Origin of the sequence: Aeoliella straminimaris (genome assembly GCF_024054565.1) — a bacterium.
Classification (GTDB): Bacteria; Planctomycetota; Planctomycetia; order Pirellulales; family Lacipirellulaceae; genus Aeoliella; species Aeoliella straminimaris.
Window position 1 is genome coordinate 220,513 of record NZ_JAMXLR010000036.1, and the last position, 23,520, is coordinate 244,032.

Genomic DNA, 23,520 nt, shown 5'->3' on the forward strand with positions numbered 1-23,520 from the left:
TGGTGGAATTCGGGATATCGGTTTCGGCAACTTGGTCAACTACTCGTTCTCGAGTACGGATGACAACTTGATTCGTACGAAGGTAAGCGATTGGTAGAGGTCTCGCTCAAATATTAGGCCAATCTCCTCGTCATTTAATTGCACCAGATCGCAGTAGGCGGAGGAACCCTCGTAGATGCGGAGTCCTTCGTTCCAAGTCTGGCCGGCATCTTCGCTTGCGCGTACGGTCATTCGTTCGCGGCGTTGTGAGCATGGATTGGCTATAAGCAACACATCGCCCCCTTGCTGCCGGGTAACGTTCAAAACGCTGGCCTCGCAAATGGAGCAGGTCAACTGCCGGTCGAGCAGCGGCTCCTCGAACGAGTCGCCACCGTCGTTGCTGTAGGCAACCATCCGGCAGTAGGGCTTGCGGTTGTGGTGGGTGCTGATGCGGGCGTTTACGTACAGGCGTCCGTCACCCAATGCGGCCACGGAATTCTCATTGGTGGGCCCATCGACCACGCCCCCGATGCGCCAGGTGGCTCCGTGATCGTCCGACACGATCATATGCACCCGCGTGCCCTTGTTGCGAGTTGGCGGATTATGGTTAGCAGGCACCACCAAGCGGCCGTTAGCGAGCTGAACTCCATGGCATGGGCCGGTGGCGTACCAGCCAGTCCACTCTGAGCGTTTCAGCGTGGCGGTCAGCTCGACCGGCTCGCTCCAGCTTTGCCCATCGTCCTCGCTGCAGGTGGCCAACACGTCGACGTTGTCCCGGCAGAAGAAGAGCCAAATTTTGCCCGTATCTCGATCTATCACCGGCACCGGATTGCCGATCGTAACACGGGCGTCGCCGCCCTCTTCGCAAACCAGTTGCATTGGCAGCCACGTGCGACCGTCGTCCACGCTGCGCCGCAAGACGATATCGATGTCGCCGTGATCGAACTGGTTCTTTTTGCGGCCCTCGGCAAAGGCGAGCAGGGTGCCTTCGGTCGATTTCACGATGGCAGGGATGCGGTAGGTGTGATAGCCGCCTTGTCCACGCAAATAGACATCGGTGTGTTGCTCGCCAGCCAGTGAATAATCACGGGTGAGCCGTGGTGTCCATTCCTCCAGCGGATTTGTTTCACCCCGCACCCCAAACGATCGTACCGTGAGCCGTGCCTTTCCAGCGTTAAGAGACAGCTTGCCAAAGGGTCGAGCACTCTCGTATTCCATCTTCCACACGTCCTGGTCGTTAACGTAAAACGTTACCAGATTGCCCTCCCGCCGTACCCGTACCCGGAACCACTCGCCCGACTGAATCAGCCCGTTGAGGGGCCGGACTCGTTGCGTGCGATCTCCGAAAAAGAAGCCTCGCACGTAGATGTGGTCGTTGCGGGAAAACACGAACTCTCCCGTCGACATTTTGTCGTCGGCGTCCAACATCAACGAGGCGTGATCTTTACCCACATCCTTCAGACGGAGTTCGGCGAAGACTTCAAAATCGCCCTTGCCAACGGTCTGGCCGGCATCCAACCTGCTGGAGTTGCCTGTAGCAGCGAGCCCATGCCTGGTTGACTGCCACGCTCCCGTGGCATCGACCACGTCGACCGCTTTGCCATCGCGAACGAACCAGGTCGTGTCGTCAGTTGCAGCAACCGCGTCGTGCGTGCCCAGCAAGTAGAAGCAGAAGATAAACGCCACCGCCCGAGATGTGTTCATGGGAGAGCCTGATCAAGCCTGGAGAAATGAGTGAAACCGTCTGTTGGTGGTGAAGGTCGCTGCGCAGTCGGCAATGCCGCGTTTCCCCCAGGCGACCAACCAGGCTTCAGTTTACTGCTTGCCAACTGCAGCGGCAAACTACTTTTGCAGCGGGGCAGCATCTTTGCGGGCGCGATGGCATCTGATGGAACGATCCGCAGGTGCCGTTCCCTGGGGAGGTGACCCGGCGAATTCCCTTATCGCAAGTTGTGCGGTTATGAAGTACATTGTTGGCCAGACGATCGTCGGTAGAGTGTGACGGATCGGTTGAGACGATGAGCCTTGGATATCGATGTTGGAAGGAGTAACTCGGATGCCAGATATGCCACGTGTTGTAGTTCTGGGGGCTGGATTTGGCGGCATAGGTGCGGCTCAAAAACTGCGCGACGCCCCGGTACATCTAACGATTATCGACCGGAACGACTACCACACTTTTCAACCGCTTCTCTACCAAGTGGCGACCGACGAGCTCGAGCCTACCGCGGTTGGTTCACCAATTCGCGATCTGCTCCATCGACACGACAGCATGGTGTTCCACAAGTGCGCCGTCAAGAGCATCGACCTGGCCAAGAAACAGGTGCTGGTTGAGGAGATGTCGCCAGTTGAATACGACTATTTGGTCCTGGCACTGGGGGCGACCGTTAACTTTCACCAGACCCCAGGGGCTGCCGAGCATTCGTTTCCGCTGTACACCATGAAGGATGCGATTCGTCTGCACGATCACATTCTTAAGAAACTGGAGGAAGTAGATAAGAATCCAGCACTCGTCGACGAGGGGGCCCTCACCTTCTGCATCATTGGTGGGGGGCCCACCGGCACGGAGTTGGCTGGAGCCATGTCCGAGTTGCTGCACACCGAATTGAAGGCCGACTACCCAAACCTGCCGATCGACGAAGCGCGAGTCGTCTTATACGAGCATTCTCCGGCGGTGCTGGCCCATTTCAAGCCAAAACTGCAGGAGTATGCCCGGCGTGCGCTCGAAGACCGAGGTGTTGAAGTGCATACTGGCACGGGGGTGGTAGAAGTGACGGCCGAAGAGATCACCTTGGCGGGGGGCGATAAGGTCAAGACACAAACGCTGATCTGGGCCGCCGGTTTGCAAGCCAATCCGCTCACCAAGTCGTTGGGTGTTGAGTTAGCACCAGGAGGGCGTGTGCCTGTGGGGCCTGACCTGCAGGTGAAGGATCATCCCCAGGTATTCGCCATCGGCGATATGGCTTCGATGACGGATGGCAAGACGGGACAGCCTTTGCCCGGATTGGGGGCCGTCGCGCTGCAGGCGGGACACCATGTCGGTAAGACGATTGAGCAGTTGGTCGCGGGGGAAGCCACGACGCCATTCAAATATTTCGATAAGGGCAATATGGCACAGGTGGGCCGTGGTGCGGCCGTGGTAGAATTACCCACGGGCGGAACGCTCACCGGTTCCATCGCCTGGTTGGCTTGGCTGGGGGTGCACCTCAGCTTGCTGAGCGGTGCCGAAGAGAAAACAAGCGTGTTCGTCGATTGGGGATGGAACTTGCTGACGCACAAACGCGGCAAGCGCATTCTGCTATGCGACGACGATTCGGACGATGCTTGAGCGGAACTATAGGAAGCGTGGGGGTCGGCCATTGTTGCGGGCCACGTGCCCTCCCCATTCCAGCAGGTTGCTACTGCAATCGTCGCGGTCGATCATTACTTCGATTAGCGACAGTCCGTCATGCTGCTGAGCCTGGGCGATGGCGTCCACCAGCTCGGCTTCAGTGGCTACGCGACAGCCCGACCCTTTGCCGTGCTCCCCGTTGAACACCTCGACCAAACGGGCGTATTGCCAGTTGTTGATCGTGTTGTAAGGGCCATCGTGGATCTCGACTTCAATGGTGTACCCGCCGTTGTTGATCAGAAACACGATGGGCTTGGCGTCGTAACGGAGCATGGTCGAGATTTCCTGCGCCGTGAGTTGGAACGACCCATCGCCGATGCAAGCGATGACTTTCCGTTCGGGCGCTCCCAGGCAGTAGCCCAGCGTGGCTCCGACCGACCATCCGATCGAGCCGTATTGCATTTGAATCTCGAAGCGGCTGGCCTCGGGCAGGGAGAGTTCGATGCCGTTGAACCAGGAGTCACCGGTCTCGGCTATGACGGCCGATTCGCCCACCAGCATGTTCTGCACGTGGGCGAACAGTTGCCGGGTGGTAAGGGGCTCGGTCGATGCACCCAGCTTCACAGGCATCTGTTCTTTTCTAATGCGTTTGAAGGCTTGCAACGCGGTGGGATTTTGAGAAAGCGACTCGGTGAGTTCGCGCAGGAACTCGGCCATGGCGACATTGTTGTAGCTTTCGCCGGCCACGATCACTTCCTTGGCGCGGACATCGATGGACTTCCGGCGATCGACCAAGGTGGTGTGCCCTGTGGTGGTATAGTCGGTGAACTTTGCCCCCACGAGCAGGCATTGGTCGGCCGACTCGACCACTGAACCACAGCCGGGCGTACCGACCGATCCCCAGTAGATGCCCATGTAGTTGGGATGCGTTTCGTCGAAGAAGCTCTTGGCATCCGGTGTAACGGCCGTGGCGTATTGCGTGGCGTCGACCAGTTTGAGCAGATCCGCTTCGGCCTTGGCTGCCCTAACGCTTGGTCCTGCCAGGAGGACCGGTTTCTGGGCCTCGTTCAGCAGCCGCGCGGCGTGTTGCACGGCGGCCTTTAGCGAGTGTGGGTCGCTGGCGGCAATCTTGGTGAAGTCTCGCGGATTTGGCGCCGAGATGGGGGCCGCGGCGATGTTGCATGCCACTTCCAGGTAAACCGGCTTGCGGTGACGCAGCGCTTTTTCGATGGCGATATCGATCTGTCCCGCCGCTTCGGTGGGATGCTGGATGGTAACCGCGTCGACCGTGACGCGAGCGAAGATCTCACGAACGTAGTCGTAGTCGATCTTGCCCAGCGTGTGGTGCAGGTACTCGTACTCGGCCGTTGAGTTGGTGTTTGGTGCTCCGGAAATCGCCACCACGGGTAGGTCTTCGGCGTACGCCCCGGCGATGGCGTTCAGTGCACTCAGGCCTCCCACGCTGTAGGTCACCACGACAGCGGCCAATCCGCCGGTGGCCCGCGCATAACCGTCGGCGGCGTAGCCGGCATTCAACTCGTTGCAGCAGGAGACCATTTGCAGTTGGTCGACCTTCAGGAATTCGTCGAGCAGAATGAGATTGTAGTCGCCCGGGACCGTGAAGTAGTGGGCGACATCCAACTCAGCAAGCCGCGTTGCCAAGTACGTGCCGACGGTCCAAGCATAATCTGCCATAGCGGTTGAATCCAAGATTCCGGGTTAGGATATTCCAGTCGACGCTTAGTAGGCCGGCGTCCACATGGTCTGGGTACAGCGGACTTCGAGTTCCTCATCACTGCACTCGGGCGCTACGCCGTCCAGCTGCGCTTGCTTTGCCACTGCCATCGCAATATGGCGGGCGGTTTCTCGAATGGTGTGCAGCGGCGGCAGCAACGAAGTGGTGGGATCCGACAGGGCAGGGGAGCACTCCTTGAGCGCTTTGGCGGCCACCATGAACATGTTGTCGGTCACCCGCTTGGCGCCGGATGCCAATATTCCCAGGCCCATTGCCGGAAAGATGTAGGAATTATTGCATTGGGCGATGATGTGTGTCTTACCAGCGTGCTCGACCGGGTCGAAAGGGCTTCCCGTGGCGATAATCGCCCGTCCGTCCGTCCAAGCGAGCAAATCCGCAGGCGTGGCCTCGGCTCGCGAGGTGGGATTGGACAGCGGGAAGATGACGGGCCGCTCGGCGTGGCGGGCCATCTCGCGGACGACTTCTTCGGTGAAAGCTCCCGCTTGGCCGGTGACGCCAATCAGCACCGTAGGCTTAGCGTTGCGGACGACGTCCTCCAGCGTTATGGGCTTGGAAAGGTCGCAGCCCCAGCCGGTGAGATCGGCAGTCTGTTGCGCCAGCGGACGATGGACGTCGTCTAGGTCGCTCCGTCCCTGGTGTAGCAACCCGTCGCGGTCGATGACATAGAACTTTTTGCGAGCGTCCGCTTCGCTTAGGCCGGTGGCCACAATCGCGCGGACTAACTGCTCGGTAATGCCAACTCCCGCCGAACCGGCGCCCAGCATCACAAAGCGCTGGTCGGCAAGCTTGCCTCCGGACGCCTCGACGGCGGCCCAGACGGTGCCGGAGGTAACGGCGGCAGTGCCCTGGATGTCGTCGTTGAAAGTGCAGAGTTGGTCGCGGTACCTCTCGAGAATGCGCTCGGCATCCACCGACGCAAAGTCTTCCCATTGCAGTAGCACATTTGGGAATCGCTTCTTCACCGCTTCGACGAACAGTTCGATGAACTCGTCGTACTCTTCACCCTTGATGCGTTCATTCCGCCAACCAATGTAGCGAGGGTCTTCGATGCGTTCGGTGTTGTTGGTGCCCAAATCGAGCAGCACAGGCAGCGTACGGGCAGGGTGCACCCCACCGCACAGCGAGTAGAGCGAAAGTTTGCCGATGGGTATCCCCATGCCGCCGGCACCTTGATCGCCCAGGCCCAGAATTCTCTCTCCATCGGTCACGACAATCACGTCGATATCGCGCTGGATATGAGCGAACACGTCGTCCATCGAATCGCGATTGGGATAGGCGACAAAAACGCCGCGCGCCCGACGGTAGATGTGACTGAACTTCTCACAGGCCTGTCCCACGACTGGCGTGTAGACCAGTGGCATCATCTCCTCCACGTGGTCGAGCAGCAGACGGTAGAACACCGTTTCGTTCTCGTCCTGCACGCTGCGGAGAAAAACGTGCTTGTGCAGATCGGTCGGCTCGTCGCTGAACGCCTCGTAGACGCGATCGACCTGTTCGACGAGCGACTCGACATGCGGTGGCAGTAGCCCCGTCAGCAGATATTGCTTGCGCTCTTCGTCGCTAAACGCCGTTCCCTTGTTGAGCACGGGATCTTCGATTCGTCCGATCCCCATCTTATCGCTAGCATCTGACATGGGGTCACCCTTGCGTTGTACCCGACGGAGTTGATTCCTGTAGCCATCCAAGTCGCCCTCAATATTAGCTCACAAGGGCAATCATGTCGGCAATCCTACGCCATTTGTGTGGTGCGACAGCGTCGGCAAGCTGGAGCCCCTGTTGTTCTTCTCACCGCTGGTGTTGCTATCGCGATTGCATCATGCGCATGACCAGCGACACCCCGAGCGTCAGCACCAGGCTACCAATGATGGAGATGTGCAAGTGAAAGAAAAAATTCAACGCAACGAGCAACAGCACGAAGACTGCCAACTGAATGAAAATGCTGTTGTTCAAAGTTCTGATCGCTTTCAACATGGAATGTTACGTAAGTCCAGCAAACCTGTCTTGCGACAACAACTCGTTTCAAGTGTATCTGTTGCTTCTCCAGGCCGCCAACGACGGAGCTGCGCGGGAAGCCTTCCTAATCGAAGACGTGGCCATGGACATATCGCTCGTCACTGCCCGCGGCTGCGGTCAGCGAAGCCACGTTTTGCCTGGTGAAGAACCCCTTGAACTTGTGGCAGCGCTCGACGTACTCGGTGATTAAAATGGAGTACTTCGAATGTTTCGAGAAAATCTGTTTCAAATCGGGGTCGTCTTTGCATTCGCCGACAACGTGTGCCAGGAAGGGAACGCCCAGCGTCCGCAGTTGGCCTACTACATAGTCGACATTCTTCATGCCACTGGGGTGGTCGCCGTCGGTGACCTCGTACGCTATGTGGTGCATCCGTCGCCCATAATTGCGCACGAAATCCTCTGTCGGCATCGGCAGGTTGTCGAACGAGTTCACAAACGACGGAGTGTTGTTGGCCGTGAACACTTTGGCCGGCGACTCTTTGTCATCCTGCACATTGTGATTGCGGTTGACATTTGTCGACGAATTCATTTCATGGATGTTGTAGGCACCCCAGAAATAGTAGTTCGACAGGGTGAGAAACTCCAGGATGGCGTCTTCGCGTTCGCCAGCGAGAATGCGCGTAGCCATATGGTCGATGCCGGTCAGCAGTCGCTGAATGCCCGCCTCTTTGCCCGCTTCCTTCTGACGTTCTAGCGAAGCGAGTTGTTCGGCGCTGAGATCGAACGGCGTGCCGAGTTGCAGCGAATCGTAGTCTTCGAAATCCGATTCGGTGTAGCCCACGCGATTGTACGTGAAGTCCGAAGGCACCGTGAACAGAAATGCATCGAGCGTATAGAGTGGATTCTCGGTATCGCCCTGGTACTCGAACCGGATGTTGTGCGACTCCAGGACCTTGCAGGTTTCCTTGATGTCCTTCGATTGATAGATCTCGCCGATGTACCGCGCATTGGGTTTGCTGCGAGCCATGGGATAGATCATGTTCAGTCGCCGCACATCGTCTTCGAAGTCGGCGTCAAGCGGCTCGATAACAAAGATGCGGGGAAAGCGATCTTCCGAAACAAGGACATAGATGTTGTGCGTCGTGCTGCGATACCCAGCGACGAAGCGATAGGGTGACATCAGGTACAACTCTTCCAGGTACCCGTTGGCATCGCCCGTCTCCACCTGAATCACGACACCGCGCATCTTGCCCAGCAGTTGCTCAAGTCCGCTGCTGATCCTGCGCTCGTAGATCTTGACCCGATACTCTTCGAAGAAGTCGGAGTTCTTCTTGTCACCGACGTGCTGGTAGGTCAATAGGTCGAACGCCATCAGTTCTGCTCGCTACAGGAAGAGTGGTGTCGGGAGAACGTGACCGGTGCTAGAAGATAAACGTCTTGACTGGCAGGGTCAACAATTGTGTGCTGGTTTGGGGGATGGACGGTCGATACCGCCTGCAGCTACCGAGTCGACCCACCTGCCGCGCGCAGTGGGGTCCTTGTAGTGCTGGTAACTTTGGCATCGACGGTGGTTGCTGCGGTAGTTTAGTTCGAGTTTGGAAGTTAGGGGGTTCTTTCGGAGGGGATTGGGGAACATCACTCTGGTGCCAAGCGTGAGGCTTGTAGCAACTGTGCCTGTTTCAAATTCCGTGAGCGAGTTGTAGCGGAGGGAGCAAGCGCGGAGCGTGCATGGCATGGTTTCGTGGACAGTCAGGGCAGGTGATTTACCCTTCCTTGGAGGGATTTTGGCCGTCTGAGCTCGGCGATACGGTATGAGAAGATACGACTACGGTCTTTCCCCCCTGACGAATCGAGGAAGGCAAATGGCACTCGTGGGACCACCACTGAATCAGCCCGTATGCGTGGCAGAGATTCTGAAACGCGGTTTAAGTGCGAGCCCCGATGCCCCCGCATTGGTATCGTCCAGCGAGGTCCTCACCTGGCGAGAACTCGACGAGTCGAGCACTCGCTTGGCGGCGAACCTGCTGGAGATGGGCCTGACGCCGGGCGACCGGGTCGCCAGTCTGATGCCCAACCGGGCGGCCCTGGTGGTGTTCTATTTGGCCTGTCTCAAGGCCGGATTGGTGGCGACGCCGCTGAACTACCGATACCAGGCACCGGAGATCGATCACGCGCTGAGCGTGAGCGAAGCGTCGGTACTGCTTGCGCATGTCGAACGCGATGCCGACCTGGCGAAGAGCATGTTGGTACCACAACTTCCGTTGGGCACCATTGCCTACGATGCGGAATCTGGCCGAGGCCCCAGCTACGAGCAACTGCTCGCCAAGATACCAGAGTCGCCAAGCCTGCCCGAAGTGGCTGCCGACGCTCCCGCGTTCATCTACTTTACTTCGGGCAGCACAGGCAAACCCAAGGGAGTAACTCACACCCACCAGACCTTTGGCTGGATGCTCGCCAGTGCCATCGAGAGCCTTGAAATCCAAGGGGACGATGTGTTTCTGCCAGGCTCCTCCCTGTCGCATATTGGGGCGTCGCTCATGTCGCTTTGCGGTTTGGCGGCCGGCGTGCGGGTAGACCTGGCGCGGACGTTTGACGGCCACGAGATCCTACCCATCCTGCAGTCTGCCAAACCTACCATTCTTTGCATGTTACCGGCTGCATTGTTCACGTTGGTTCGAGATCACGATGCGAGCCACGAACATTTCCAATCTCTCAGGGTGTGCTTCGCCGGCGGCGACAAGGTTTCGGCAGAACTCGAGCGTGAGTTCGTCGAGATGGCGGGAATCGAGATTGATGAGATCTACGGCATGTCGGAGATTGGGCTCGCCACTACAAATCCACGAACCGGACTGAATAAGGTCGGCTCGATGGGACGACTCGCGCCAGGTTACCAAGCGGCGGTGCGCGACGAACAAGGCGAGGAGTTGCCGGTCGGCACACCGGGTAGACTGTGGATCAAGTCGGCCGCGAACACCATTGGCTACTGGAATCGCCCGGACGCCACGGCCGAGACTATCGTCGACGGCTGGCTCGATACAGGCGACGTCGCTCACGTGGATGAAGATGGATACCTGTGGTTTGAAGGACGAAAAAAGCAGATTATCGTCCACGATGGCTCGAACATCTGCCCCCAGGAAGTCGAGGCGTCGCTCGAGGAGCACCCAGCGGTTGTCGCTGCGGGGGCGGTCGGCGTACACGACATCGTGCACGGCGAGAACGTTCGCGCGTACATCACACTCGACTCGAGCGTTGCCAAACCGACGGTGACCGAGTTGATCCATTTCTCCAGGGAGCGAATTGGCTATAAGTCCCCAGAGGAGATTGTGGTCCTCGAAGAAATGCCACTCAACGCGACGGGGAAGATCGATCGAACTACGCTGAAGAGGTTGGCGGAAGAAGGGCACTAGTTACCACTGCGATGCACGGGGAAGCCAGTCTGGCGCCCGGTTACGGCCGTATCGACCGCCGTTGCAGGCGATTGCATGCGCGCGGAAACCTCAAAACGAGTCCCGCCTCAGCTGCGGATCGGACAAAGGCTTCAATTTTCTGCCGAATAACTTCCGCTGGCGGACGAGGGCGACGCAAACGGTCGCAAATACCAGTTCTTCGCGGCAGCCATCGCCCGGCGAACGTCTTGGGCGCCCAGGATCGCACAGGGGATGAGGAATAGCGAAACGAGCGTGGCGAACATCACACCGTAGGCCAGCGAAGCGGCCATGGGAATGAGGAATTGAGCCTGCAGCGAGTTGTCCATCAGCAGCGGTACCAGGCCGACAAACGTCGTAACAGAAGTAAGCATGATGGGGCGGAAGCGACGGGCGCCAGCCTGCAGAGCAGCCTCGCGCAAGGTTGCTCCTTCGGACCGACGATGATTGACATAGTCCACCATTACCAGCGTATCGTTCACTGCCACGCCCGCCAACGCGAGCATGCCAAACACTGATAGATAGGAAGGGGTGATATCCAGGATGATGTGTCCCAATAGCGCCCCCACGGTGGCAAACGGCACCGCGAGCAGTACCAGGAAGGGCTGGGTTAGCGACTTCAAGGCAATGGCCAGCAGTCCGTACAGCGTGAATGCCAGGAGGCACGAGCCGAGAATAGTCTTTTGCCGCGTGTCTTCCGCTTCGGCAACGTAACCAACGTACTCGTAGGTCAGGCCGTTTTCACGGCACAGCTCTTCGAGCTTGGGATTTAGTTCCTTGGCGATGCCGAGGACGTCGACTGTTTCGTCGGCTGGGCGTGCACCGATTCGCAGCACTTCGGCGCCATTCTTGCGATCGACCGACGATGGGGCTTTCGTGAAGGCGAGTTCAGCCACGGCCGACAACGGCACATCCGCTCCTCGCGGGGTGCGGACTCGCAACTTATCCAGGGTGTGCAGTGATTCTCGTTGCTGACGGGGGAGTCGGACCATCACGCGAATGTCGTCGATGCCACGTTGCACCCGTTGTGCCTCTTCGCCGAAGAATGCTTGTCGCACCTGTTGGGCGAGAAGCTGTTGCGTGAGCCCCAGTTCGGCAGCCAGCGGTTTGAGCCGTAGTTCCAGCTCATCCTGTCCGTAATTGATGTTTGCCCAGGTGGAGCTAAAGCCGTCGTAGGTACGGAGCAGTTCGCGGATTTCTCGCGCCACCTCGGCCTTCTCTGGCGACATCGGACCACGTAACTCGATGTTGAGATTCTCGTTGTCGACGTTTCGGTCTCGATTGATGCTCGAATCGGCACGAATCTGAAACTCCGTGGCTTCGGGAATGGGACCAACCAACTCGGTCCAACGCGCTGCCAACTCGCTATTGCGTGGCCCTGCTACGGTCCGGTGCGTCGGTGACAAGACTTCGAAGGAAATGGCGCCCCGCGACTTGTCGAAGTCTCGGTGAATTCTCGCGGCCCCCACCAGTTTGGAAATGTCCTGAACCATCGACTCACCTGTACCCGGGTCGATGGACTCTTGCTGAAGTTGCAGCAATGCCGCTTCGATGCGGTCCATGTACCGCGCCGTCACATCCAGAGGCGTGTCGTCGGGCATGTCTAGTTCGGCTGAAATTCGCCGCTGGTCGACGGAGGGATAGGCGATAAACTCCATGCGACCGCTCAGGCAGTAGCCGGCCATCAACATCACGATGGCAACAAAGCCGGCCATGACCGACACGCGATGTTTCACAGCGACCTCGAGGCAGGGCTGGTACACTCGCTCGATGAAGTACTCCAAGCTTTGCGCCACCCCGGTCTGGAACCGCGTGAAGAAATTATCGCGAGGCACCGCTCGCAAGTGCTTGAGGTGAGCCGGCAGGATCAATTTGGACTCGACCAAGGAAAAGAGTATCACCGGCGCCACGACGGGGGGCACCTGCGACGCAAAATCGCCCCAACTGCCATCGAAGAACAGCAGTGGTATGAATGCCACCATGGTGGTGATGGCGCCAAAGGTGACTGGAGTTGTCACTTCGTGCGTGCCGACCACGGCCGCTTCGAGTGGGGGCATGCCCGACTTCAGCTTCAAATAAACGTTCTCGCCGGTGACGATCGCATCGTCGACGACAATACCGACCACAATAATAAATCCAAAAAGACTCATCAGGTTGGCGGTCACGCCAAACCATGGCATTAGCATCACCCCGCCGGCAAAGCCAACGGGAATTCCGGCCACGATCCAGAACGCCAGGGCAGGGCGGAGGAACAAGCCCAAAAGCAACATCACCAGAATGCTACCCTGCAGCAACGACCAGATAAGTGTTGATAGGCGCCCCCGAATCTCTACCGACTCGTCGTCCCAGATAAACAACTCGATACCTTCAGGGAATCGACCGCGCGCTTCGCGGACGTACTCGTGCACCCTATCCGAGATGTCGATAGCGTTCTCGTTGCCGGTTCTCATCACCTCGACAAACAATGCCGGTTTGCCGTTGAACTCGACGGACTTCTCTCCTTCTTCAAATCCATCGTTGATCGTGGCTACTTCGCCAAGCAGCACATCGGAGCCATTGGTAGCGCGAATGGGAACCTTGTTGAACTCTCGCTCGTTGTAAGCCTGGCCCCGGGTGCGGACGATGAACGTGCCGCTGGGACTGTCGATGGACCCGGCGGGAAGGTCGATGGAGAATTGGCGGATGGCGTCGGAAATGTCCTGGAAGCTCAGACCGTAGGAGAGCAATTTCGTGGTATCGACTTCCACGCTAATCTCGTATCGCCGATCGCCCTGTACTTTCGCCCGGCTGATGCCAGGCAGCGAAAGCACATCTTCCTGCACCCTTCGGGCGACCTCGCGCAGTTCGCGAGAGTTAAGGTCGCCGGTCACCGCGATGCTGAGCACTTCCCACCAGTTGGACGAGTCGGGAATGGAAATCTGCGGGCGCTCCGTTTCATCGGGAAAGGTGGTGATCGTGTCGATTCGCGCTGAAATGTCGTCCATTAGCGCTCGTAAATTGGTGCCCGGCGCGGCATCGATGAACATCCTTGCCTCGCCCTGATGGCCGTAGGCGTTGATGTCCTCGATTCCCTCGACCCCTTCGAGGGCTTCCTCGATCGGGATCAGGATGGCCTGCTCAATGTCCTTTGCCGTACCACCGCGGTAGTTCATCTCGACGACAACCGTCTCGAAACTCCGCTCGGGGGAGACCTCCAGCGGCAAGCGGAACAAGGCCGTGTAGACGCCTGCAATCAAGATGGCGAGCATCAAGAAATTGGCGGCGATTCCGTTTGTGGCAAACCAGCGAATCATGGAGCGGGTTAGTTCGTGGCCTTGGTGGGAGCGTCTGCTGAGGTCGATTCGGCAATCGATTCGCCGGCACCAGGTTCAGGAATGATCTCCACTTTGGCACCTTCCGGATAGTAGGCCAAGGTGGTGGTCGCCAGCCACATATTGGAGGGGATGGCCGAAGCAGGCACCACCACGTTCTCCGCGTCCGACCAGAGTGCTTCCACTGTCATCGGCCGAAGCGTTTGATCGGTGGGGTCGACCAACACGACACGGTCCATTTGACGCACCGCGGCCCGAGGTAGCGCAACGACGTTTTTGAGCGTAGTCCCCTCGATCGAGGCAATGACGGGTTGCCCGACGCGCAGCGGCGGCTTGTTGGTCTTGCGTCCGAAGGGGTCATCGATGCGGGCGATAGCAAACAAATCGCGAGAGTCGGCATCCAGCACACCTTCGGTACGGACAATCTTGCCTCGCCACACCGTGTCGTTGGCGTCGCGTATGGCGTCTTGCAGTGTCACTTCCAGTGAGGCGTCCTCGGAGAACTCGGGCAAGTTCAAAAACTGCCTCTGATCACCAGCGATTGGCAATCGCACTTCCACATAGTCGATGGCAAACACTTCGCCCAACGGGTTGTTGGTTCCAGCCATCTGGCCGATACCAATGAGCTTTGATTTCACCCGACCGTCGAAGGGAGCCAGCACCTTCGTACGCTGCAAGTCGAGCTTGGCTTGTTCTACCCGGCTTTCGGCGAGGTTGACGTTGGCTTCGGCCTGTTCGCGGCTGGCAGTGGCCGAGTCGACCTCACCCTGAGAGACGGCCTTCGACTTAACGAGCCTCAGTTTGCGATCTTCTACCAGCTTTGCGAGGGTGAGGGTTGATTCGGCAACGGCCAGTTCCGACTTGGCGATGGCCAGTTGATTCTCGAAATCGCGTGGGTCGATTTCAACCAGTACTTCGCCCTCGGTGAAGTACGCCCCGACCTCGAAGGAGGGGCTAACCCGCACCACCCGGCCGGCCACCTGTGACGCGAGCGTGACATCGTTGTGTGCCTGCACCACCGCGTGAGTCTTGACGATGACCGGATAGTCGGCAACTTCCAGTTTCTGCACCTTGGTGCGAAGCGTTTGTCGCTCCTTCTCGGGGGTGGGCGCCTTTTCCACGCCCGAGGAGAGATACGTAAAACCGAACCAACCGCCGGCAAGAATGGCGCACGGCAGCACGAGCCTGACTATCAGGCCGAGCACGTGCGTTGAGTTTCGGGGAGGCGTCGCCATGCGTCTGGATCGCATCAACAAGCTAAAGGTGGGAATCTCGGAGGTGGGGCGGGAGCTTGTCCCATTGCGGAAAAGTTGCAGGTTCCCGCGAAGTCGGAAGGAGGGCACAAGCCATGTTCCAAGTCGCAGCCGGGATGCGACTTGTACATCTTAACCCCATCGAGCCGGGTGGGGACCGATTCGATTGCATGCAGGATGGAAGACTTTGCCGCTTTTTCCGGTGAGGAAAGCCTTGGATCTGCTTGGTGGGCTCTGGGTGTTAAGCCTTTCTAGTCTACCAAAACAGATTATAGGACTGGAAGCAGAATCAACGATGACATGGAAAAAATGGGGTATATCGGCAGTGCCGCTAGTAACGGATATTCGATGAGCAGGAAGTCAGACCCACCTATGAACCGCTTGCACGCTGTTTTATGGCCCATAAAAGTGGTCGTAATGGCGTTTTCCGTGGTATTCCTGCACGGTTGCACGAGCCCGCGGGATTATTTTGCCAATGGGTGCAAGGTCGGCCCCAACTACTGTACGCCGGCCGCCCCCGTTGCCCAGGACTGGATCGACGCCGACGACAAACGTGTGATCAACGATCCGGTCGAAGCAGCCGCCTGGTGGACCACCTTCAACGATCCGGTCCTGAACCAGTTGATTTCTGAGGCGTACGCTCAAAACCTCACGGTGCGGCAAGCGGGTGCCCGAATCATGCAGGCCCGCGCACTCCGCGCGATCACGGTGGGGGAACTGTTTCCCCAGCAACAAGATTTCTCGGCGCAGTACTCGCACAACCTGACCACCGGCGTTGGCGACCGCCACTTCAGTAACTGGCAGGGGTCGTTTGGGCTCTCCTGGGAACTCGACTTCTGGGGCCGGTACCGTCGTGCTGTCGAGGCGGCCGACGCGGATCTGGATGCCTCGATCTACGACTTTGGCGATGTGGTGGTCACGCTGATTGCCGACGTTGCGGCAACGTATATCGACATTCGCACCGTCCAGACGCGACTGGAGCTAGTAAAAGAGAACGTCGAGAATCAACGCGAGACCTACAACATTACGGAGATCGGTCTGCGCAATGGTGAGTATAGTGATATTGACGTCCAGCAGGCGAAGTCGAGCCTCGTACAAACCGAGTCGTTAGTTCCTCAGTTGGAGATCTTCCTCCGGCAAGCAGAAAACCAGCTCTGCATCCTACTGGGTATTCCACCCGAGGACCTGGAGGAAATACTCGGAGAAGGTGAGATACCGAGTGTCGAGCCGGAGATCGCTCTTGGCATTCCTGCAGCCACTCTGCTGCAACGGCCGGACGTCCGTCGCTCCGAGCGAGAACTCGCGGCACAGAGTGCTCTGATCGGTGTCGCCGAATCGGAGCTTTATCCTCATATTACGCTAACGGGAACTGTCGGACGTAGTGCCAACCAGTTTAAAGATCTGTTTCGCGGTGGATCGGGCTTTGGTTCGGTAGGACCGTCACTCGATTGGAATATTCTGAACTACGGTCGACTGTTGAACAACATCCGCTTTGAGGATGCCAGGTTCCAAGAACTGCTGGCCGCCTATCGTCAAACCGTGTTGCTGGCCAACCTGGAGGCGGAAAATGCGATCATACAGTTCTTGAAGTCGCAGGAGCAATTCGATTTGCAGCTGGAGGCTGCCGAAGCTGCCGACAGAACCAATGAACTCATCATCATGAAGTTTAGGGAAGGTGAACCCGACATCGACTTCAACCGCGTGTTCAACGTGCAGAACTTTAAGACGCAACAGGAACTGTCCGCCGCGGTGGCGAAGGGGGAAGTGGCCCAAGGTGTTGTGTCGATCTATCGCTCGCTGGGAGGTGGCTGGCCTTCTCCGTACTTGAGGCAACCGGCCCCTGTGGTTCAGCAGTCAGAAGACGCGGCGGATGCCGAAGAGATTGATGTTCCGCCGGCCATTCCGCAGGAGCCAATCGATCAAGTCCTGGAGAACCCAGTGGGTAACTTGAGCGATTGAGACGCAAGCTTCGTTTGAACCCCCAACGACTGGTTGGCGAAATGGACGATGCGGCTAGCATCGTCCATTCATCGTGAGCAGCACAGTGAGTCCCAGTGCGAACAGCAGGACCGCGGAGGGTTCCGGGACACTGGCGTTGCCCCTAGAAGCGGACTGCTCGGTACTGTTGCCGAAATTGTTCTTCCAAGTCTGGTACTGAGCGGATCCAATCGTACCGCCATCGCTGTCGTTTGGCAGTGTGCCTTCTGGCGAGCCCAGATGGTTGCGCCACATAGTGTAGTCGGCCAGATCCACAAACCCATCGTCGTTGTAGTCGCCAGGCAGTTCAGGTTGCACGGCCACGACGCTCAATGTGCCGGAGGTGGCCAGTTGCGATTGGTCCCACGCGACCCCGCTATCGAGTTCGGGAAAGAGGGCGGATTCGAAGGCGATATCGGATCCGCCCGACCAAGCGAGCAATTCAAACGTATCGCCGGCCTTGGGGCGGTAGCCTTCCAATAGGCTAACCTCGAGCGTCCCTTCCAATGTGAGGTTGCCGAGTACTTCGAGCCGATCGAACTCCGAGTCGCTGGCCAGTTCCAGATGCAGCAGTCCAGTGGTGGTTTGCGTGAAGTCGCCATCGATCGTCCATGTCCCTGGCGAAGCGCCTGGCGAAACGGTGCCTTCGTTCACGATTTCACCGATCACCTGGCCGGCGCCAGTCAGGGTGCCCATGGGGCCGACGTACACTTGTGGGGCGATCAATGCTGCACCGGAGTCTACAATGAGGGTGCCGGTCGAGTTGTGGGAGCCGACTTCCACACGGTCTTCGACGTTTAGCCATCCGGACGCCACTTGCAGCGTGGCGTTGTCAGCTGATTCGGGGGCAATCCATAGCCGTCCCGCATGTTGGCCCACCGCATCGACGACCACGGTGCCGGAGTGAATCACGGCATCGTCGAAGCGGGCCGGCTGCCAGTGAGTTCCGATAGTGGTGCTTCCGTCGTCGGTGCGCCAGTTCGTGATGGCCGCGTAGCGATTGCTGGTTGCGCCTTCGAATACGATAGGTGCTGGAGCAGGAAACTGCCCCTTTTCGTTGATGAACTCGATGAGATTGATGTAGCCATCGTTGTCAAAGTCGTCGTTCCAGGTCAGATCGCCACCATGCATCGACTCCCAGGTGTCCTCCATGCCATCTCCATCGGCATCGTAGCCCGCCGGGTGCGTCTGTTGTGGGGCTGCCAACAGACCGTTCAGCTCGCTGGAGATTGGGGCAGCAGCTCCGATAGGCACGCCGGTGAAGTTTTCCACGTTGCTGATGACTCGCGAATCGATCGCGTCGCGCTTCCACCACCAGTTGCCAACGTAGTCGACCACCTGGTGATAGGCATCCGTGGCCGACTGAGTCGTGACTGCTGGCGTGGCGAACGGCGCGGCCATCTTCGTCAGCGTTTGATCGGTCTGATTGTTCACGCGGAACATGTCCCACCCGGTATCGTTGCCGTCTAACACCCCGTCGGCAGCCGCACCGCCGGGCGCCTCGTCGGGGTCGATGAAGTTGCCCGACTGGTACACTCGCGTATCGACATTCTTGTCGACACTGTAGGCGATGGTGGGAGTGCCTTCGGTGCCGGGGCCGGCAATGATGTAGTTGCCAACGTAGTTGACGTCGGTATGCTCTTGCTCCGATTCGCTACTCCCGCCGGTGTAGCTGGCTCGATCGCGAAAGTTGTATACCACGTTGTTGCGAAAGTCGGCCGTGAGTGTTTCGCCGTTGTAAGTTCCAAAGCGGGCCTGCCGGCTGGCGTTATTGGCATAGAGATTGTGGTGAAATGTGACCTGCGAGTCGATGCGCGGCCTGATCAGCGAGCCATACGCGTGGTTGTTGACCAGGGCATCGTGGATCATCGAGTACTGGACGGTCACGTTGGTGTTGTTGTTGGCAACCGACAGGATCTCGTCTTCGGCCCACGAAGCCGATACGTGGTCCAAGATCAAATTGGTCCCCAGGCCGCTCCCGGCAAATGTCACCGCATCGCTACCGTCGCCATCGCCTTTGCGAAAGCTCAAGTATCGCATTACCACGTTGCGATTCTCTTTGCCGCTGCTATGCGTGAGTTGCGTCAGGTTGCCGTACACCGTCACCGGTCCTGGGGCCGTCTGGCCGGCGATGTAGTAGTTGGCGAGATTCTTGATGTCGAGTTTGCCGCTAGTTAGCTGAATCGTGCCTGCGACGTCGAAGACCACCACTTTGTTGGCGCTGTTTTCGTCGAAGGCGTCGCGGAATGAGCCGGGGCCTGAGTCGTTCAGGTTGGTCACATGGTAGACCGTGGCATCAGAAAACCAGCCTGCCGCAGGTGCCGAACCGGAGAAAGTGCCTCCATAGCCCTCGGCGCCGGAGAACACCGGTGCTTGGGCATTGGTCCGGATGCCGATCGCACAACTGAGCAGCGTTGCCGCCGCAAATACCCAGCGAATGCGGAAGCGGAGCTTGACTGCTGGTATAGCCAGCAGAACGCAACAAGCAATGGCGCTGGGCTCTGGCACGGTAGTGGTATGGCTCGCGGCCGCCATGGAGCCATAACTCGCCCGCCAAACCTGATAGTCACCTAGGCCAACACCGACGGTATCGTCGCCTGCATAGTTAATTATCGCGTCGTCGGCCGAGCCAAGATTGTTTCGCCATAGCGTATAGTCGGCCAGATCTGTGAATCCATCGCCATTGAAGTCGCCGGCCAATACTTGCGGTTGAGTTTCAAATGCCCCCAGGTCGGGCGCCGACCCGTAGAACGGCAAGCCAACGTCAGTTCCCGCATCGATCAGACTGCTATTGGGAGCGAGTCGCAGAAAGTCGATGACAGGCAGGCTGCCATCGGGAAGCCGGGGACCACGGGCAGCGCTATCGTCGAGTGAGAGAAAATCGGCGGACCGTACCGGAAGGCCGTTCCAGGTGTTGAATTGGTCGTCCGCCGGGCCATAGATCGTGTTGCTCCCAGTGAAACTTATGTTATTGCGAAGCACATGGGGATAGTCTTCGTCGAAGCGAAAGTTGCGATTGCCATTGTCGTACGATGTGACGTTGTAAACGGCGACGCCATGGTCGACGTGTGGTGGGCTGATGGATGAATTCGGCGTGGCATTGCCATTCACGTCGACACCGTTGGAAGCATTTCCCCACACCAGCATGTTGGAGAGTTCGTGCCGCCCGCTGTCCTGTCCCAGCTTGATGCCATTGCCATCGCCGGCGAAGTTCGAGTCGTTCCAGATGTTGAACCCGTTGTCGAAGGCCCAACTATTTTCGACGACCACTCCGTTGGCTGCAGCCCAGAAATCCCAACCATCGTCCGAGTTGCCCCAGGCGCGGTTGCCGCTGAACACATTGCCGGGACCCAGGTCACGAAACTTCGCGGCAAACCCATCGGCATTTTCACCGTGATTCTGCGGGTCGTAGTTCTCGTACGAATCGGTGTTGAGAATCAGGTTGTTTGACGGCTGACGCGAACTGTCGCCAGAAAGCTGAAGCCCTGAGTCGCCGTTCCAGCGGAGCACCAGTTGCTCGAACGTATTGTTGGAGCCGGAGACCCACACGCCATTGTCGGGAGCGTTTTGGATGGTTAGGCCGCGAATGTTCCACCAATCTCGCTCGAGCTGGATCCCCCGGTCGGATGTCGAGGGGTTGGAGTCGAAGTCGAGAATGGGAGTTTCGCCCGGGTAGGCCCACATGTTAATGGGATTTCGAGAGACGCCGCCTTTCTGGATGCGAATTCGGGACGACAGGTCGTAAGTGCCGCCGCGAACCAGTAGTGTGTCCCCTGCGCCGATCTGATCGATGGCGTGGTTGAACGTTCCCCACGGACTGTCGATCGATCCGCCGTTGGCGTCCGACCCTCCCGGTGCGATGTAGTACTCTGCCGACGGGGCTTGAAGCGGCCAACAGAGGAGGCCGATGACCAGGGATGCAAGAACTTGCCCGCGACTCTTCATTGAAGTATCTCTATCGAGTAGGTTGCCGAAGCGACGTGCCGCTGCGACGAGCGTTGTCGGAATTGCCACCAGGCGGCGATGGCGTGCCGCTCGCGTTTTCCACGAGGCTGTTGAGGTAGACTTCCAGGTTCGTGTAGCCCGCGTTCGAAAGTCCCAGAGCATTTGCATCACCCGCGTCGTCTGGCGACAGACCATGCTGCCGTTCGAACGCGTCGGCCATGCCGTCGCGGTCGACATCGAAGTCCGCAGGACGCTCTTCAACTTTCAGGTCGTCGATGCCTGGCAGTTGTCCGCCGTGCCGCAGCTGCTCTTGTGAATCGATGAGGCCACCTGTGCCGGTCGCGAACGAATCGATCACTCGCGTATCGACCGCATCACGCCATAGCGAGGAGCCCACACCGTGCTGAATGCTCTCTACCGCCTCGCGTGCCGATTGCACGTGGCCTTCCAGGTTGCCAAGGAATGGAAATGGAGGATCGGCCAGAACGATTTCGTCGTCGTCTCGCATATCACGAAAGCCGGCAGCGATGTCCCTCGTGGTGTCGATTAATTCTCCGTTGCAGACCCCGTCCACGGAGCGGTCGTGAACGTTGCCCGAGTGCCGCAGGAAGGTGCGGGCGGTGGGAGTGCCGCGGAAGAAGTACTTGGCGTCCTTCGCCGGGCCGTTGGCGTAGTAGTTCGCCAGCAGGTTGATTCGTACCTCTCCATAGTTGCTTCGATGCGTGGCTTGGCTACCCCAGTCGTAAACCAGGCAATTCACCACATTCACGTCCGCGCGTCGGCGATCGGCCTCTTGTTGGCTCGGGTCGAGGCGTTGCTGTCCTGCAATCGAAGGATTGCGTGCGTCGTGATGGGCCCACATGTTCTGGTAAAAGGTGAAGCCCCCCACACCGGCCGCTTGATCGGCCGGTGTTAACTCGCCTCGCACGAGCGAGCCATAGCCGTGGGAACCTTTGGCGTGGAACGATCGTCGCAGGCTTTCGGCGATCAAGCAATGTTGGACGGTTACGTCGCGGCACTTGGTGACCGACAGAGTTTCGTCCATACCCCAGCAGACGGACAAGTGATCGAGCAGTACCCGCTCGGCACCGCCGTGGATCGACACGGCGTTGGCGGTGCTCGCCTTCAGGTCGTTGTTGCCTCCTACAAAGCCGCCCCGATGTCCATCCGCGTCGTGTTCAGCGTTAAAGTCACCCAGCCGAATGCGCAAGTGACGCACCACGACATCCGAGCACTTGCTGATTTCCAGCGGGTAACCCCACAAGGTTATACCGCCAGGAGACGATTGGCCTGCGATGGTCAGATTACTCTTCAGAATCTCTAGCGGACACTTAAGCTCGATGGGACCACTCACGTCGAACACGACGGTGCGAGGACCTTCCGCGGAACGGATCGCGTGTCGCAGACTGCCTGGAAGTTTCTGCTCATCCGCGTCGGAATTGTAGTCCTGCAGAGTCGTTACATGGTAGACATCACCTCCACGGCCGCCTGTCGTGCTTGCGGCTTGACCAACCGCTCCGGGAAAGGCAGGAAGAGCGCCGAGCGACGGGCCTGCGCAAAGCGCGAGTCCCATTGTCAGGCATCCCATCCATCGAGTTCTCATTGCCGCCATGGTCCGCTCATTCGGAAATGAAGAAAGCGGCGTCCCGGTACCGGGACGCCGCGTAGAAATCAAGTCGTCGGTGTTGAACTCCGGCGGCATCAACGTCGCCGCGCGATCATGCCGACCGCCAGTGACATCAGCCCCATAAGCGCCATGGTGCTGGGCTCGGGGACGTAGCTCAGCGTGGCACCGGGACCCGCCTCCTTGGCCCAGAATCGGGCTTGATTGCCGCTGGTGCTTTCGTTTCCGCGCAGAATCAAGAAGGTGACCTGGCCGTTGGTGTCGGCATTCAGGAAGTCATCCAGGGCGGTTCCGGAGAACGAATATTGCTCGTTGGTTACTTGCGGTCCGTAGGGCTGGTCGGCTACCAGCAGCGTTAAATTGGCGACGTCGAGGTCCCGTATGTCGTCAAAGGAATTGCTGTTGGCCAACTCGGTCGTGGGATCCACTCCGTCGGGCAGTAAGCCGGGCGCGTTGTTGTAAGTGACGGTTGTCTCATCCCACGAAGTTTCATCGGCATCCGATTCGTTGAGGCCGTACAGTGACAGTGAGTTGCTGGAACTGGAATCGTCCCGCTGCCAGAAGAGATTCAGCGAAACACCGCTTACGCCCGAGGGAAGCGCGGTGGTGGGAAACCGAAGGAGAATGACATCGTTGTCGTCACCGTCCAGATCGGTACGGGCGTTCATTTCGGAGTTGCCATTGCGGTTACTATCCGCGTTGTCTTCACGTACCCAGGTGTCGTGAGTCACGCCGATGGATGCGGCGAAGCAGGGTTGAAGGAGAGTGATGCTGGCGAGGCTCATACATGCAGCAATCGCCCAAGAAGTTCGTCTCATTAGATTCTCCCAAGCTGTTCGGACAAGGTGTCTGACTTAAGAGCCGAATAGGGCCCTCGGTAGAAAAGGGTGCGCGAAACACGACGTAGCAGAAGTCCGCCGAAGATGCCAAATCCCGCGCAACGTCACTATCCACGATAGGCGGCTGTTA

Annotated in this window: 13 protein-coding genes; 3 read left to right on the forward strand and 10 right to left on the reverse strand. The window is 58.5% G+C overall.

The genetic code is table 11. The features are described from left to right. Positions 1-39 precede the first annotated feature (39 nt). Entirely contained in the window at positions 40-1,683 is a 1,644-nt protein-coding gene (locus tag NG895_RS10235) for a sialidase family protein (protein ID WP_252852389.1), read from the reverse strand. A 352-nt stretch (positions 1,684-2,035) separates the two neighbouring features. Here NG895_RS10235 and NG895_RS10240 point away from each other — a divergent pair, with 352 nt between their 5' ends. Further along, complete coding sequence (locus NG895_RS10240) at positions 2,036-3,304, forward strand: NAD(P)/FAD-dependent oxidoreductase (protein ID WP_252852390.1); 1,269 nt, start codon at positions 2,036-2,038, stop codon at positions 3,302-3,304. A gap of 6 nt (positions 3,305-3,310) precedes the next feature. On the opposite strand, the gene NG895_RS10245 is transcribed toward NG895_RS10240, so the two are convergent. From NG895_RS10245 to NG895_RS10260, 4 genes are all read right to left on the reverse strand, one after another. After that, positions 3,311-5,002, reverse strand: coding sequence for a thiamine pyrophosphate-binding protein (locus tag NG895_RS10245; RefSeq protein ID WP_252852391.1), 1,692 nt, complete (start codon positions 5,000-5,002; stop codon positions 3,311-3,313). A gap of 45 nt (positions 5,003-5,047) precedes the next feature. Beyond that, a complete protein-coding gene (locus NG895_RS10250; protein WP_252852392.1) occupies positions 5,048-6,697 on the reverse strand; it encodes an NAD-dependent malic enzyme in 1,650 nt (549 codons plus the stop codon). Between the two features lie 166 nt (positions 6,698-6,863). Further along, entirely contained in the window at positions 6,864-7,034 is a 171-nt protein-coding gene (locus NG895_RS10255) for a hypothetical protein (protein ID WP_252852393.1), read from the reverse strand. Positions 7,035-7,140: 106 nt separating this feature from the next. Continuing rightward, positions 7,141-8,388 (reverse strand): hypothetical protein, encoded by a 1,248-nt coding sequence (locus NG895_RS10260; protein ID WP_279676119.1) that lies wholly within the window; start codon positions 8,386-8,388, stop codon positions 7,141-7,143. Positions 8,389-8,878: 490 nt separating this feature from the next. Here NG895_RS10260 and NG895_RS10265 point away from each other — a divergent pair, with 490 nt between their 5' ends. Next, entirely contained in the window at positions 8,879-10,423 is a 1,545-nt protein-coding gene (locus tag NG895_RS10265; protein ID WP_252852394.1) for a class I adenylate-forming enzyme family protein, read from the forward strand. 131 nt (positions 10,424-10,554) lie between these two features. Here the strand turns inward: NG895_RS10265 and NG895_RS10270 are convergent, their stop codons facing one another. Together NG895_RS10270 and NG895_RS10275 are read right to left on the reverse strand one after the other, a co-directional pair. Continuing rightward, positions 10,555-13,734: an efflux RND transporter permease subunit gene (locus NG895_RS10270; RefSeq protein ID WP_252852395.1), complete on the reverse strand. Its 3,180-nt coding sequence runs from the start codon at positions 13,732-13,734 to the stop codon at positions 10,555-10,557. 8 nt (positions 13,735-13,742) lie between these two features. After that, the gene (locus tag NG895_RS10275) at positions 13,743-15,002 is read right to left on the reverse strand and encodes an efflux RND transporter periplasmic adaptor subunit (RefSeq protein WP_252852396.1); all 1,260 of its coding nucleotides are present in this window, start codon (positions 15,000-15,002) and stop codon (positions 13,743-13,745) included. Between the two features lie 375 nt (positions 15,003-15,377). Here NG895_RS10275 and NG895_RS10280 point away from each other — a divergent pair, with 375 nt between their 5' ends. Next, positions 15,378-16,964: an efflux transporter outer membrane subunit gene (locus NG895_RS10280; protein ID WP_252852397.1), complete on the forward strand. Its 1,587-nt coding sequence runs from the start codon at positions 15,378-15,380 to the stop codon at positions 16,962-16,964. Positions 16,965-17,018: 54 nt separating this feature from the next. Here the strand turns inward: NG895_RS10280 and NG895_RS10285 are convergent, their stop codons facing one another. From NG895_RS10285 to NG895_RS10295, 3 genes are all read right to left on the reverse strand, one after another. Beyond that, on the reverse strand, positions 17,019-20,927 hold the full coding sequence (locus NG895_RS10285) for a right-handed parallel beta-helix repeat-containing protein (RefSeq protein ID WP_252852398.1): 3,909 nt from the start codon (positions 20,925-20,927) through the stop codon (positions 17,019-17,021). A 10-nt stretch (positions 20,928-20,937) separates the two neighbouring features. After that, on the reverse strand, positions 20,938-22,500 hold the full coding sequence (locus NG895_RS10290; protein ID WP_252852399.1) for a pectate lyase family protein: 1,563 nt from the start codon (positions 22,498-22,500) through the stop codon (positions 20,938-20,940). A gap of 128 nt (positions 22,501-22,628) precedes the next feature. Next, the gene (locus NG895_RS10295; protein WP_252852400.1) at positions 22,629-23,369 is read right to left on the reverse strand and encodes a DNRLRE domain-containing protein; all 741 of its coding nucleotides are present in this window, start codon (positions 23,367-23,369) and stop codon (positions 22,629-22,631) included. Between the last annotated feature and the right edge of the window lie 151 nt (positions 23,370-23,520).